The following is an 11979-nucleotide window of genomic DNA, read 5'->3' as shown; positions in this document are numbered from 1 at the left end:
ACCGCTGCGAGGTCTGCCCGAAGGGGAATCGCCGCGGCGGGCGACGCCACCGCCCGGAGCGACCCGCCGCCTGCTCGCGGGACCCGGCGCGGCCTCGGTGGCCGGGTCAGCCCTCGTCGATGACCGAGCGCAGGAACGCCTTGGTGCGCGGGTGCTCCGGGGAGTCGAACAGGCGGGCGGGCGGCGCGGACTCGATGATGCGGCCCTCGTTGAACATCAGCACGCGGTCGGACACGTCCCGCGCGAACTTCATCGCGTGCGTCACGCACAGCATGGTCACGTCGAACGTCCGCGCCACGTCCCGCAGCACGTCGAGCACCTCGGCCGCCAGCTCCGGGTCCAGCGCCGAGGTCACCTCGTCCAGCAGCAGGACGTCGGGCCGCATCGCCAGGGCGCGGGCGATCGCGACCCGCTGCTGCTGGCCGCCGGACAGCTGCGCCGGGTGGGCGTCGAGCCTGCCGCCCAACCCGACGAGGTCCAGCAGCTCCCGGGCCCGCTGGTCCGCCTCCTCCCGGCTCAGCCCGAGCACGTGCACCGGGGCCTCGGTGACGTTGCGCAGCACCCGCATGTTGGGGAACAGGTTGTACTGCTGGAAGACCATCGTGGTGCGCCGGCGCATCCGGCGCAGGTGCGCTTCCCCGGCGGGCACGAGGGCGTCGCCGCGCCGCTGCTGGAACAGGGGCGTGCCGTCCAGGGTGATGACCCCGGCGTCGGGCCGGGTGAGCGTCATCAGCATCCGCAGGATGGTGGTCTTGCCCGAGCCGCTGGGCCCGATGAGCGTGACCCGCTCCCCCGCGCGGATGTCGAAGGTCAGGTCGTCGAGCACGGTGTTCGCGCCGAACCTCTTGCTCACCCCGTCGAAGGCGATGAAGCGCTCCGCGTTCACGCGGTCCCCTTTCGGTATCGGCGTTCCGCGACCCGGACCGGCCAGGCGATCAGCAGCGCCGTGACCAGGTACAGCACCCCCGCCACGGTGATCAGCTCCAGGTACCGGAAGTTCTGGGCGCCGACGGCCTTGACCACGCTGAGGACCTCGGCGACCGTGACGACGGTGAGCTGCGGGGTGTCCTTGAACATGGCGATGGCGTAGTTGCCCAGCGCGGGCGCCGTCCTGGCCACGGCCTGCGGCAGCACGACCCTGGTCCAGGTGCGGCTCCTGGGCAGGCTCAACGCCTTCGCCGCCTCCCACTGCCCGGCGGGCACGCCGTCGATGCCGGCCCGGTACACCTCGGAGGTGTAGGTCGCGTAGTGCACGCCGAGGCCGATCGCGCCGGTGGCCAGCGGCGAGAGCTCCAGGCCGACGGCGGGCAGCACGAAGAACAGGAAGAACAGCTGCACCAGCAGCGGGGTGGAGCGCACGAACTCGACCACGAACGCCACCGGCAGCCGCACCCAGGCCCGCCCGCTGCGCCGCAGCAGCGCGAACACCAGCCCCAGCGCCAGCGCGACGAGGTAGCCCAGCGCGGTCGCCCACAGGGCGACCACCAGGCCGTCGAGCAGCGGCGGCACCGCGTCCCACGCGGCCTGCCAGTCGAACGTCACCTCGCACCCTCCCCTGCGCGCGCGCCGGAGCGGGGCGCGCGGCCCAGCGACGCCGCGGCCCGCCGCTCGACGATCCTGACCAGCCCGGTGAGCAGCAGCGCGATCGCGCCGTAGCCCACCAGCAGCCCGGCGAACACCGCGGCCGTCTCACCGGTGGCGGCCCGCACGATCTGCCCCTGGAACGTGAGGTCCTGCAGGTACACCAACGACACCAGCGCGGTGGCCTTCAGCAGCTCGATCAGCAGGTTGCCCATCGGGGGCACCATCGCGACCAGCGCCTGCGGCAGCACCACCAGCCGCATCCGCTGCCACGGCGTGAAGTTCAGCGCGGTCGCCGCCTCCAGCTGCGCCGCCGGCACGGACAGCACCGCACCGCGCACGACTTCCGCGCCGTACGCGCCGATGTTGAGCGCGAGCGCCAGCACACCGGCGAACAGCGGCTCCAGCTGCCAGCCCAGGCCGGGCAGCGCGAACACCAGCCAGAACAGCACGACCAGCGCGGGCAGGCCGCGGAAGCCCTCGGTGTAGCCGAGGGCGACGCCGCGCACGACCCGGCTGCGCGCCAGCCGCGCGAGCCCCGCGGCGAAGGCGAACAGCAGGCCGAGCACCGCGCCGAACGCGGTCAGCTGCAGGGTCACCAGCAGCCCGTCGAGCAGGCGCAGCCACAGACCACCGGACACGGATCGCCTCCCGGTCAGGCCGGCCGGGCCCGGCAGAGCCGGTCCGCGGTCAGGTCGGTCATCTCGGACTCGGTGAAACCGAAGGGGCGCACGATCTCCAGCAGCTCGCCGGAGCGCTTGAGCGCGGCCAGCTCGGCGTTGAACGCGTCGCGCAGGCGCAGCTGGTCGGGCCGGAACCCGAAGCCGCCGGCGCCGTACTGCTCGACGCCGTCGAGCACCGGCACGAACGGCGCGGTGAGCCGCAGCGGCGCGTCCGGCCGGGTGGACAGGGCGTGCCGCAACGAGATCCCGGTGAGCAGCAGCCCGTCGGCGCGCCCGGCCAGCACCCCGTCGATGCCGCCGGCCTGGGTGGCGAAGACCACCGTGCGCTCGGGCGGCACGCCGTAGCCGGCCGCGACGTCGACCTCGACGCTGCCCAGCAGCAGCCCCAGCTTCAGGCCGCGGTCGGCGACGAAGTCCGCCAGGGAGGTGATCCTCCCGGCGTCCCGGTCGCGCACCAGGATGGCCTCGGGGGCGTTGTAGTCGGGGTCGGAGAACAGGATCTGCTCGCAGCGGGCGGGGGTGATGAACATCCCGGCGGCGATGACGTCGAACAGCCCTGCGCGCAGGCCGGGGATCAGCGCGCCGAAGTCCGACAGCGCGGGCACGAAGCGGTCCACGCCCAGGCGGCGGAACACGGCCTTCGCCACCTCCGGCGCCTCGCCGGTCAGCTCGCCGCGGCTGTCGATGTAGCCGTAGGGGGCCTCGTTGCCGAAGCCCACGCGCACCTCCCCCACGGCCCGCAGCCGCTCCAGGAGGTTCCCGCCGCCCTGCTCGGACGTCAGGTCCACGGCGCTGCACCCGGCCGTGGCCAGCGCGACGCCCACACCACCGGCTGCGGCGAGGAATCGCCGGCGGGACAGCGGAGAAGAAGACACGAAGCAGGTTCCCCGACTTCGACGACAGGACAGCCCGCCGTGCCGGAACCGGCGTGACGGACCCGGCGACCCTAGGACGATTTCCCGCGCACCGTCAACACGGGCAATTCCCCGATCACTCGGTTCACTCGGACGAAGGACACCGAAAGCCCTGCGGCCAAAGGGTTCCACGTGCTCCGCCACCGGCGTGAATCCCGTGTGGACTGTGCCGCGGCGCCCTTCCCGACAAGGTGAGAGTGGTCACTTGTCCTGATGTGCCGGGAAAATCGCGATCGCATTATGTCGGCCGCGGATCCCCGTCGCACCCCGAGCGCCGGATCGTCAGGTTTTCGTCAGGTCCGTTATCGGTGGCACAGTGGATCGGCGGCGTCGGTGGCGCAGTGGATGGTGGGCGGCCACGTAGCCCTCGGCGATCCCGACGGGAGTCGCGGCGCGCCTCGGACATGGGACCGCCGCGACCGGGTATCCGTCGGGCGTGCAGACGTTCCTGCCGTACGCGGACTTCGCCGCCACCGCCCGCGTGCTGGACAAGCGGCGGCTGGGCAAGCAGCGGGTCGAGGCGATCCAGGTGCTGCGCGGCCTGGTCGTGCCCGGCTACGGCTGGCGGCACCACCCGGCGGTCAAGATGTGGACCGGGTACGAGGAGGCGCTGGTCCGGTACGGGCTGGAGATCTGCGCCGCCTGGTGCGCCATCGGGCACGCCGACACCTGCGCCACCACGCTGCGCACCGGCCTGGCCGAGGTCCGGGGCGACACCGACGTCCGCGGGCAGGCCGAGCTGGCCGAGGCGGGCGACCTGCCGCCGTGGCTGGGCGACGAGGACCTGCACCTGAGCCACCGCTCGGCGCTGGTGCGCAAGGACCCCGCCCACTACGGCCCGCTGTTCCCCGGCGTGCCGGCGGACCTGCCGTACGTGTGGCCGGCCTCCGACCGCGCGCGCCGCACCGCCTGACGCCGACCGCTCGGCACTTGTTCAGCGGATCGGGTGATTTCCCGGCTCCCCGGCGCGGCCGGCCGCGGTTCGTGCCGCATTGCGGCGCATTGCGGCGCGGCCCGCCGGAAAAGTGGTGACCGGTGGACGAAAACGGGGCACCGCGCGGATGGCCGCGTCGGTGCCCCGTGCCCGCCGGTGTCCCGCTCCGGCGGTGCGGGTCAGGTCCGGTCGTGCCCGGCCAGGGAGCGCTTGCCCAGCGCGAGGCCCAGGCCGATCATGCCGACGGCCAGCAGCAGGTGCAGCCAGTTGTCGGCGTTGTTGAGCGGCACGAAGTTCGCGGCGCTGTCGTGGCCGATCAGCAGCCCGTACAGCCACAGCAGCAGGTAGACGACGCCGCCGACGACCAGGTACAGGTAGGCCCCGCGGACCGTGCGGGCCAGGGCCAGGCCGGCGACGCCGAAGGCCAGGTGCACGAGGTTGTGCAGGATGGAGACCTGGAACAGGCCCAGCAGCAGCGCCTCGGAGTGGTGGCCGGCGAACTGGAGCGTGTCGTAGTTCGTGGTCAACCCGGGGATGAACCCCGCGATGCCGACGAGCAGGAACACGACGCCGACGACCATCGCGGCCATTTGCACCGGGGTGCGCGAGGTTTGGGAAATCCGGGACATCTGCCCTCCAAAGGCATGGGTGCGGCGCTCTCCCCGTCCGAGTACCCGTCCGCCAAAACGACAAACTGGCGTCCGCCGCGCCGGAATGCGCCGGGCGGGCCGCCGCCCCGGCGGGCCCGGTGGGCGCGCGGCCGGCAGCCGGGCCGCCCCCGCCCCGCCACCGTCGGCGGACCCGGATCGGCCCAGGTCGGACGCGTCGGCGACGCGGATCGCGCCCTGGCCCAGGGACCGGGGCGGACCGCGGCGGCCCGGCCCGCGGCAGCGGCGGTTCCCCGCTCCCGGCGAGCCGCGCGCCACCACCCCGCGGAGCGATTCCCCGCTGGGCGGACTACCGGCCCCGCGGGGAGCCGGCGCAAACCCCCGGCCGGCCCCGCGCACCCGGGGCGTCCGATATCCGCGCCGTGTCCGGGAGCGGCGCCGGACCCGGCTCCGCGCCGGCGGCGCCGGCGGGTATCCGCTCCTACCGCCTACCGGTTGACGGTTTTGACTGGTAATGCGCCGTCGCGGTGCAGTCCGATCGACCGAACGAGGTATTCACGGGAGAAAAGCGGACACGGTCACCGCGATGCCCGAGAATCGCTGCTCCGTCAATTCGTCGAATGCCCGCCCCCGGCGCGTTCACGACCGGCTCCCGGCGTTGTCGCCGACGGCGCGTCACCGGGTCGGTGGTGGCCGGGCCGGGCATTCTGGGGCCCTGGACACGGGCCGTTCGTAGGGGTGTGGATGGTTGGAGCAGGTGACGGGCCGGCGGGGTGGCGCTCGGTCGTGGCGTCCGGCGAGTTCCGGGCGCTGTTCGCGGCGCAGCTGCTCAGCGTGCTGGGCGACCAGCTGGCGCGGGTGGCGGTGTCGGTGCTGGTGTACGAGCGGACCCGGTCGGCCGGCTGGACGGCGGTCACCTACGGGCTGACCTACGTGCCGGACCTGGTGTCCGGCCCGCTGCTGTCGGGGCTGGCCGACCGGTACCCGCGCCGGGCGGTCATGGTGGCCACCGACCTCGGGCGCGCGGGGCTGGTGGCGGCGATGGCCGTGCCCGGCCTGCCGCTGTGGTGCGCGGCGGTGCTGCTGGTGCTGGTCCAGGCGCTGGGCGCGCCGCACGGCGCCGCCCGGGGCGCGACGCTGGCCGCGGCGATGACCGGCGACCGCTACGTGGTGGCCGCCGCCGCGCAGGACGTCATGGTGCAGACCAGCCAGGTGGTCGGCTTCGCCACCGGCGGGGCCGTGGTGGCGCTGGCGGGCACGGGGCAGGGACTGCTGCTCGACGCCGGGTCGTTCCTGCTGTCCGCCGTGATCGTGCGGTTCGGCGTGCGGGCCCGGCCGGCGCCGCACGCCGCGACCCCGGCCGAGCAGGGGGCGGTGTGGTCGTGGTGGGGCTCGCTGCGCACCGGGCTGGGCCTGGTGCTGGGCGACCGGCGGCTGCGCGCGCTGCTGGCGCTGGCGTGCGTGGCCGGCTGCTACGTCACGGTGGAGGGCCTGGCGGTGCCCTACGCCGGCGAGATCGGGGAGGGCACCGCGGCGGTGGGGCTGCTGCTCGCGGCCTCCCCGGCGGGCACCGTGGTCGGGACGGTGCTGGTGACCCGGCTCGCCCCGCACGCGCGGCTGAGGCTGCTGGGCCCGCTGGCCGCCGGGGCGTGCCTGCCGCTGGTGCTGTGCGCGTGGCGGCCGGGCCTGGCGCTGACCGCGCTGCTGTGGGCGCTGTCCGGGATGGCCTCGGGCTACCACACGGTGGCGCGCGCCAAGTTCGTCCAGCTGGTGCCCGACCGGCACCGCGGGCAGTGCCTGGGGCTGGCCGTCACCGCGCTGCGCACCGCCCAGGGCGGCGGCATCATGCTGGCCGGCCTGGCGGCGAGCGCGGCGCCGGCGTCCGCGGTCATCGCGGCCTTCGGCGCGCTCGGCGCGGTCCTCGCGGTGACCGCCGCGGCGGCGTGGCAGCGGGCGAGCCGCGTCGCCGTGCCCGGGACGGGCGGGTGAGCCCGGGCGGGCACGGCGACGGGCTGCGCGGCTCGGCCACCGGGAGTCGCGGGTCAGCGCGGGCAGCCGGTTGTGCCGCGGGTCCACTCGTTGCCGCGGAAGGACCACTCGTTCCCGCGGGCGGTCCACTCGTTGCCGCGGAAGGACCACTCGTTGCCGCGCGCGGTCCACTCGTTGCCGCAGAAGTTCCACTCGTTGCCGGGGGTGATGGACATGGGGTGCTCCTCGTTGCTGTTCGTGCGGGGCCGGGTCGTCGCCGCACCCGTACGGGGTCGTGACGTGGGGTGTGCTCGTGATTACCGTGTAGTGATACGTCCCGGGTGCGACCGGTAGAAACCGTATGGGGTACGTGATGAGTGTGAGCGCGGAGTCCGCGCAGCGGCGAATACCGAACTGGCGGCTGAGAGCGGTTCAGCCGTCCCGGTGGCGGCTGTGGGAGCTACCCCGGTCGGTGCTCGTCTACGTGCTGGCCGTCGACGCCACCGCCCTGCTGCTCGTCGCGACCACCGCCGCCTCCACCACCCTCACCACCGGTGACCTGGTGCGTTTCGGCGTGCTGGCCGCCGGCGCCCTGGTGCACCTGGAGGCCGCGCGCGGCATCGAGCGCCTGCGGGAGGTGGCGGCGGGCGGCGTGCCCTACGTCAACCTCAAGTCGCTGTGGGTGTTCACCGGCGTCATCGTGCTGCCGCTGCCGCTGGTCGGGGCCCTGGTGGCGGTCAGCTTCCTGTACTCGTTCCTGCGCGTGGACGACAGCTCCGTCGCCTGCCGCAAGGTCTTCAGCGCCGCCACGTTCGTCCTGGCCTCGGGACTGGCCGCCGCGGTGCTCGACGCCGCCGGCCACGCCCCCGGCGCGGGCGTGCCCGACGGGCCGGCGGGCGCGCTGGTCCTGGTGGCCGCCGCGATCACCTGGTGGGTGGTCAACTTCGCGCTCGTCGTCGCCGTCCTGGCCCTCAACGACCCCACCGCGCCGGTGCGCACCGCCTTCGGCGACCTCAACGACCAGCTCGTCGTCGCCGCCGCGCTGGGCCTGGGCATCGGCATGGCCGCCCTGCTGGTGCACACGCCGTGGCTGGTGGCCGTGCTGATGACGACCGTGCTGGCGCTGCACCGCGGCTTCCTGCTGCCCCAGCTCCAGCGCCAGGCGCAGACCGACGGCAAGACCGGCCTGATGGAGGCCACCTACTTCGCGCGGATGTGCGCCGCCCGGCTCGACCGCCTGCGCGACCAGGGCGCCACCGCCGTCCTGCTGGTGATCGACCTCGACCGCTTCAAGGACATCAACGACCGGCTCGGGCACGCCGCGGGCGACCAGGTGATCGTCGCGGTCGCCCGCGCGCTGCGCGGCGAGCTGCGCGGCGACGACCTGCTCGGCCGCTTCGGCGGCGACGAGTTCGTGGCCCTGCTGCCCGGCAGCGGCCCGCACGACGTCCACGACATCGGCGCGCGCCTCCTGCGGGCCCTGCACGGCCTGCAGCCCACCGTGACCGCCACGACCGGCGAGGCCCGCCTGCCCGGCCTGACCGCGTCCGTCGGCGCGGCGCTGTTCCCCGCGCACGGCGCCACCGTGGACGACCTGCTGCTCGCCGCCGACACCGCGCAGCAGACCGCCAAGGCCACCGGCGGCGCCCGGCTGGTCCTCGCGCCCCTCCCGCCCGCCGCCGACCCCCTGGCGATGCACGGCTGACGCCCGCCGCGCGTCGGGGCGACCACGCGAGCGCGGCCCGGTCGGGTGATGCCCCCGCCGCTCCGGCATCGGGGTGCTTCCCGGTCCGCCGTGCCACGCGGCGGCGTCACGCCACGTACCTTGGGTTGGTGAGCACCGCACCGCCACCGACCGTCACCCTGCACGACCACTTCGCCCGTGCGCTCCCGGAGATGGCCGTCCCCTGGCAGGCCGAGCGCGCCCCCGCGCCGCGCCTGCTCGTGCTCAACGAGCCGCTGGCCGCGCAGGTCGGCCTGGACGCCGCGTGGCTGCGCGGTCCCGAAGGGCTGCGCCTGCTGGTGGGCAACGACGTCCCGGCCGGCGCGACCCCGGTGGCGCAGGCTTACGCCGGGCACCAGTTCGGGCACTACTCCCCGCGGCTCGGCGACGGCCGCGCGCTGCTGCTCGGCGAGGTCGACCACGTCGACGGCCACCCGCGCGACCTGCACCTGAAGGGTTCCGGGCGCACGCCGTTCGCCCGCGGCGGCGACGGGTTGGCGGTGGTCGGCCCGATGCTGCGCGAGTACGTCGTCAGCGAGGCGATGCACGCCCTCGGGATCCCCACGACCCGCTCCCTCGCGGTGGTGGCGACCGGGCAGCCGGTGCGCCGCGAGACCGTGCTGCCGGGAGCCGTGCTCGCCCGGGTCGCGAGCAGCCACCTGCGGGTCGGCAGCTTCCAGTACGCCCGCGCCACGGGCGACGTCGACCTCCTGCGCCGCCTGGCCGACCACGCCATCGCCCGCCACCACCCCGACGCCGCGGACGCCGGCAACCGCTACCTCGCGCTGTTCGAGGCGGTGCTCGGCGCCCAGGCGTCGCTGGTGGCGCGGTGGATGCTCGTCGGGTTCGTCCACGGCGTCATGAACACCGACAACATGACGATCTCGGGCGAGACCATCGACTACGGGCCGTGCGCGTTCATGGAGGCGTTCGACCCGGCCACCGTCTACAGCTCCATCGACCACGGCGGGCGCTACGCCTACGGCAACCAGCCGCTGGTCGCCGAGTGGAACCTGGCGCGGTTCGCCGAAGCCCTCCTCCCGCTGCTGGCCGACGACCAGGAGCGGGCGATCGCGCTGGCGACCGAGGCGCTGGCCGGGTTCCGCGAGCGGTACGGCAGCGCCTGGTCGGCGGGGATGCGGGTCAAGCTCGGCCTGCCCGGCGCGGTGGCGGACGCGGTGGCCGCGCCGCTGGTCGACGACCTGCTCGTCCTGCTGCACGACAACCACGTCGACCACACCTCGTTCCACCGCCGGCTCGGCGACGCCGCCCGCGGCGACGCCGAGCCGGCGCGCGAGCTGTTCCTCGACCTCGCCGGGATCGACGGCTGGCTGGACCGCTGGCGGGCGCTGGGCCCGGACGCCGGGGCGATGGACCGCGCGAACCCCGCCTACGTCCCCCGCAACCACCTGGTCGAGGAGGCCCTCGCCGCCGCGACGGCGGGGGACCTCGACCCGCTGGGCCGCCTCCTGGAAGCGGTCACCTCGCCGTACGAGGAGCGCCCCGGCCTGGAGCGCTACGCCGCGCCCGCCCCGGAGGACTTCGGCGCCTCCTACCAGACCTTCTGCGGGACCTGAGGCCGCGGTCAGAGCGGTTCGTCCGCCAGGTACGGCGGGGCGGGCTCGTACTGCAGCTCGCGGCGGACCCGGCGGGCGTGGTCGCGGCCGTGCAGGCGGCCCACCAGCCAGAGCGCGGCGTCGATCCCGGCGGAGACGCCCTGGCTGGTGACGAGGTCGCCGTCCACGACGTAGCGGGCGTCCCTGACGACCACCACGTCGCCCTGCCGCTCCAGGGCGTCCTCGTAGTCCCGGTGCGTGGCCACCCGCCGGCCCCGCGCGACGCCGGCGGCGTGCAGCAGGAACGCCCCGGTGCACACGCCGGCGACCCACGGGGCCGCCCCGGCCGCCCTGGCGACCCACCCGGTCACCGCGGGGTTGCGGGGCTGGACCACGCGCGCGCCCCGGCCGCCCGGGACGAGCAGCACGTCCAGCGGCGGGTGGTCGTCCAGGACCCGGTCGGGCAGGACCCGCAGGCCCTTGGCGCACCGGACGGGGTCGGGGCGCTCGGCGAGCAGCAGCGCGCCGTCCCCGCCGCCGCGCAGGATCGCGGAGGTGGTGAAGACCTCCCAGGGGCCGGCGAAGTCCAGCTCCTCCACCTCGTCGAAGACGAGCAGGCCGTACGTGGTCATGGTGTCCGCTCCCGGTCCGGGGTCAGTTCCGCGGGTCGTAGTCGTGCCAGCTCGGCTCCTGGCCCATCAGCTGCTCCCAGGTCGGCCACGGCCGGCCGGTCTCCTGGCGCACGAGTTCGGCGGGCAGGCTGTACGGCGGGGCCTTGAGCGGGTTGGCCAGCGCCTGGGCCACGACCGCGTTGCGCAGCTCGACCGCGCCGCCCAGGCGGGGCAGCACCCGGTGGACGCGCTCGGCGTAGCCGGCGGGCAGCGGGTGCTCGGCGTCCGGCGTCAGGTCGTAGCCCGCACCCGCGGTCACCAGCGCGATCTCCGGCCGCTTGCGCTGGGCGACCTCGAAGGTCAGGTGCAGGGCGATCGCGTCCCAGACGACCTCGACGCGGTCGGCGGCCACGCCCCGCTCGGTGAGGAACCGGGCGGCCAGGTCGGCCCCGTCGACGTCGAAGCGCTGGTCGCCGTTGCCCTCCTCGCTGAGCCCGACGTCGTGCAGCACGCACCCCAGGAACAGCAGCTCGTCGTCGTAGTCCTCGTCGGGCCGCCAGCCGCGCTGCTCGCCGAGGAACCGGCCGTAGAGGTAGGTCCTGATGCTGTGGTTGAAGATCGCCGGCCCCTCGATGTCGCGGGCGAAGCGCGTCGCGGCGGTGGCCAGTGCGGTGTCCGGGAACGGCAGGTCGCCGTGGATTTCCATGGTCGGTCGGCTTTCCGTGGGAGGCGGGTCCCGCGCGGGCGCGGGCAGGTCGGCGGCCGGGCGGACCGGGCCGGGAGCGGCACGGGGTTCGAGCGACCGCCAACCTTCAAGGTGACTGAAGCCTAGCGCAAGCTTCAACCGTCTTGAAGGTGGGTGGGTCGAACGGGGCGACCGGACCGCCGAGCGGGGATCGGGCGAGGGGGGTCAGGCGAGGGGGGTCAGGCGAGGAACGCCGCCCGCACGGCCGCCCCGACCTGCCGCTGCACCGGGTCGGCGGCTTCGCCGAACAGGCGTTCGTCCACGGCGGAGACCGCCTCGCGGGCCCGCTGGAGCAGGCGCGCGCCCTCCGGCGTCAGCTCGATCGTCGACGCGGAGCCCGGCCGGGCGTTGAGGTCGCGCACCAGGCCGGCGTTGACCAGCGCCTTCACCGCCGCGTGCACGGACTGCACGGACGTGCCCGACATCCGCGCCAACTCGCTGAACGACGCGCCCGGCACGCCCGAGATGTGCCCGAGCAGCCCCAGCCTGGCGACCGTGAGGTCCAGCGGCGCCAGGGCGGCACCGAGTTCGTTCTCGATCCTGCGGGCCAGGGCCAGGACGACGATCGAGGTGCTGGACACCGGCGGACGGGTTCGGTCGTTCACGGCCCCAGTCTCCCGCACCCCCCGCGACCCGGTCGCCACCGGCGCGGCGCG

13 protein-coding genes are annotated in these 11979 nt (G+C 74.9%); 4 read left to right on the top strand and 9 right to left on the bottom strand.

Features of this window, described 5'->3' with window-relative positions; all coding sequences use genetic code 11:
* Window positions 1-106: 106 nt before the first annotated feature.
* Genes JOE68_RS30060 through ehuB form a run of 4 tightly spaced genes read right to left on the bottom strand, consistent with a single transcriptional unit; the run spans window position 107 to window position 3139 of the window.
* On the bottom strand, window positions 107-886 hold the full coding sequence (locus JOE68_RS30060; RefSeq protein ID WP_204845737.1) for an amino acid ABC transporter ATP-binding protein: 780 nt from the start codon (window positions 884-886) through the stop codon (window positions 107-109).
* Window positions 883-1542 (bottom strand): ectoine/hydroxyectoine ABC transporter permease subunit EhuD, encoded by a 660-nt coding sequence (ehuD, locus tag JOE68_RS30055; protein WP_204845736.1) that lies wholly within the window; start codon window positions 1540-1542, stop codon window positions 883-885. Before ehuD ends, JOE68_RS30060 begins: the two co-directional genes overlap by 4 nt.
* On the bottom strand, window positions 1539-2222 hold the full coding sequence (ehuC, locus tag JOE68_RS30050; RefSeq protein ID WP_204845735.1) for an ectoine/hydroxyectoine ABC transporter permease subunit EhuC: 684 nt from the start codon (window positions 2220-2222) through the stop codon (window positions 1539-1541). Before ehuC ends, ehuD begins: the two co-directional genes overlap by 4 nt.
* A gap of 14 nt (window positions 2223-2236) precedes the next feature.
* On the bottom strand, window positions 2237-3139 hold the full coding sequence (gene ehuB, locus JOE68_RS30045; protein WP_204845734.1) for an ectoine/hydroxyectoine ABC transporter substrate-binding protein EhuB: 903 nt from the start codon (window positions 3137-3139) through the stop codon (window positions 2237-2239).
* A 475-nt stretch (window positions 3140-3614) separates the two neighbouring features.
* Between ehuB and JOE68_RS30040 the strand changes: the two genes are divergently transcribed.
* Window positions 3615-4091, top strand: a complete 477-nt coding sequence (locus JOE68_RS30040; protein WP_204845733.1) for an MSMEG_6728 family protein — start codon at window positions 3615-3617, stop codon at window positions 4089-4091.
* A gap of 200 nt (window positions 4092-4291) precedes the next feature.
* Here the strand turns inward: JOE68_RS30040 and JOE68_RS30035 are convergent, their stop codons facing one another.
* Window positions 4292-4702, bottom strand: coding sequence for a DUF4383 domain-containing protein (locus tag JOE68_RS30035; protein ID WP_346038775.1), 411 nt, complete (start codon window positions 4700-4702; stop codon window positions 4292-4294).
* 762 nt (window positions 4703-5464) lie between these two features.
* Between JOE68_RS30035 and JOE68_RS30030 the strand changes: the two genes are divergently transcribed.
* Window positions 5465-6709, top strand: coding sequence for an MFS transporter (locus JOE68_RS30030; RefSeq protein ID WP_204845731.1), 1245 nt, complete (start codon window positions 5465-5467; stop codon window positions 6707-6709).
* Window positions 6710-6762: 53 nt separating this feature from the next.
* Here the strand turns inward: JOE68_RS30030 and JOE68_RS30025 are convergent, their stop codons facing one another.
* Window positions 6763-6924 (bottom strand): hypothetical protein, encoded by a 162-nt coding sequence (locus tag JOE68_RS30025; RefSeq protein WP_204845730.1) that lies wholly within the window; start codon window positions 6922-6924, stop codon window positions 6763-6765.
* Window positions 6925-7160: 236 nt separating this feature from the next.
* On the opposite strand from JOE68_RS30025, the gene JOE68_RS32370 reads away from it, so the two are divergent.
* Together JOE68_RS32370 and JOE68_RS30015 are read left to right on the top strand one after the other, a co-directional pair.
* Window positions 7161-8393: a GGDEF domain-containing protein gene (locus JOE68_RS32370; RefSeq protein ID WP_307819986.1), complete on the top strand. Its 1233-nt coding sequence runs from the start codon at window positions 7161-7163 to the stop codon at window positions 8391-8393.
* Between the two features lie 128 nt (window positions 8394-8521).
* Window positions 8522-9988: a protein adenylyltransferase SelO gene (locus JOE68_RS30015; protein WP_204845728.1), complete on the top strand. Its 1467-nt coding sequence runs from the start codon at window positions 8522-8524 to the stop codon at window positions 9986-9988.
* 8 nt (window positions 9989-9996) lie between these two features.
* On the opposite strand, the gene JOE68_RS30010 is transcribed toward JOE68_RS30015, so the two are convergent.
* From JOE68_RS30010 to JOE68_RS30000, 3 genes are all read right to left on the bottom strand, one after another.
* A complete protein-coding gene (locus JOE68_RS30010) occupies window positions 9997-10599 on the bottom strand; it encodes a DJ-1/PfpI family protein (RefSeq protein WP_204845727.1) in 603 nt (200 codons plus the stop codon).
* Between the two features lie 22 nt (window positions 10600-10621).
* Window positions 10622-11284, bottom strand: coding sequence for an HD domain-containing protein (locus JOE68_RS30005; RefSeq protein ID WP_204845726.1), 663 nt, complete (start codon window positions 11282-11284; stop codon window positions 10622-10624).
* Window positions 11285-11502: 218 nt separating this feature from the next.
* Window positions 11503-11928, bottom strand: coding sequence for a MarR family winged helix-turn-helix transcriptional regulator (locus tag JOE68_RS30000; protein ID WP_307819985.1), 426 nt, complete (start codon window positions 11926-11928; stop codon window positions 11503-11505).
* Between the last annotated feature and the right edge of the window lie 51 nt (window positions 11929-11979).

Origin of the sequence: Saccharothrix algeriensis, from assembly GCF_016907655.1 — a bacterium.
GTDB lineage: Bacteria > Actinomycetota > Actinomycetes > Mycobacteriales > Pseudonocardiaceae > Actinosynnema > Actinosynnema algeriense.
This window is presented reverse-complemented; position numbering and strand designations above follow the sequence as displayed.